The 1,332-nt window shown below is 43.9% G+C and carries 1 protein-coding gene; it reads left to right on the top strand.

The features are described 5' to 3' along the window. A partial coding sequence (locus N7931_RS19200; RefSeq protein WP_262795951.1) for an Ig-like domain-containing protein occupies positions 1–1,332 on the top strand: 1,332 nt, incomplete at both ends.

Raw genomic sequence — 1,332 nt, 5'->3', positions numbered from 1 at the left:
GGTGTCGCACAAAATTTAACAGCTTTAGTTACAGGAGACGGTAGCTGGTCAGTTCAAATTCCTGATGCTCTCCCAGAAGGAGAGGCCGATATCTCAGTGAGTATAACGGATGCAGCAGGTAATACAGTTAGCCAAAACCAAACCGTCAATATAGATACGCAAGCCCCCAGCTTGAGTATCAATGCGCAAGTCAATAGCAATGACAATACCCCACTGATTAGTGGCTTATCAGAAGAATCGGAAGGTAGTACAGTTGTCATTACCGTTACAGATGCAAATGGTACGAGCCAAACTATAACCACCCAAGTACAAGCAGATAGCAGTTGGTCAGCTCAGGTAGAAGAAGCTTTAGTAGATGGTCCGTATAATATAACAGCGAGCATGACAGATACAGCGGGTAATGAAAATACAGTAACAGCCAACGGAACGATAGATACAATAGCCCCAGAAATAGACATAGACTCAATTGGACAAATTATTCAAAATCAGCCTACTTTCACAGGGAGTACAACAGCAGTAGCGGGTAGTATAATCACGATAGTCATCACGGATGCGGCGGGAGCAGAGCAAAGTTTAACAACAACAGCGACTGCCGATGGTAGCTGGTCAGTGACAACTCAAACCCCATTAGCAGAAGGTGGCTTGACAGTGACAGCCAGTGTAACTGATGCAGCAGGCAATACAGGTACAGCAAATGCGGCGGGAACATTAAATTCAAACGGAGTAGCGTTAAATATTGATGAGTTAGCACCGACAAATGACACAACGCCAAATATAAGTGGGCATACAAGTGCAGCGCAGGAAAGTGATGTAATAATCGTTGTAATTGATAGTGGCAACAATAGCCAGACCATAACAACCCAAGTGAATGCAGATGGAAGTTGGACGGTAGAAGTTCCGGATGAGCTAACCGAAGGTGAGTACAGTGTTACAGCCAGAATAGAAAGTAATGGTGTTATCAGTGAGGCGAACCAGACAGGGGAAATAGACACGACAGCACCTCAATTAACAATAGATGAATTACTTCCAAGTAATGATGCTACTCCAAGCTTTAGTGGGAATAGTGATTTAAACAAAGGTAGTCAAGTAGTCGTTACGATAATAGATAGTGAAGGGAGTAGCCAGAGTTTAACGGCGATAGTGGGAGAGAATGGAAATTGGCAAATAACAGTGCCAGAGGCGCTGGCAGAAGGAGAGTTTAGTCTTAGTGTAAGTGCAACGGATAAGGCGGGCAACGTTGCGCAAGTGAATGAAACGGGCGAAATAGATTTAACAGCGCCAGTGTTAACGATTAATCCTATTGGTGCAACCAATGATGAAACACCTGTTATT

The organism is Catenovulum sp. 2E275, from assembly GCF_025515275.1.
Taxonomy (GTDB): Bacteria; Pseudomonadota; Gammaproteobacteria; order Enterobacterales; family Alteromonadaceae; genus Catenovulum.
Note: the sequence above shows the minus strand (reverse complement) of the source record. Positions and strands in the feature narration are given on the sequence as shown.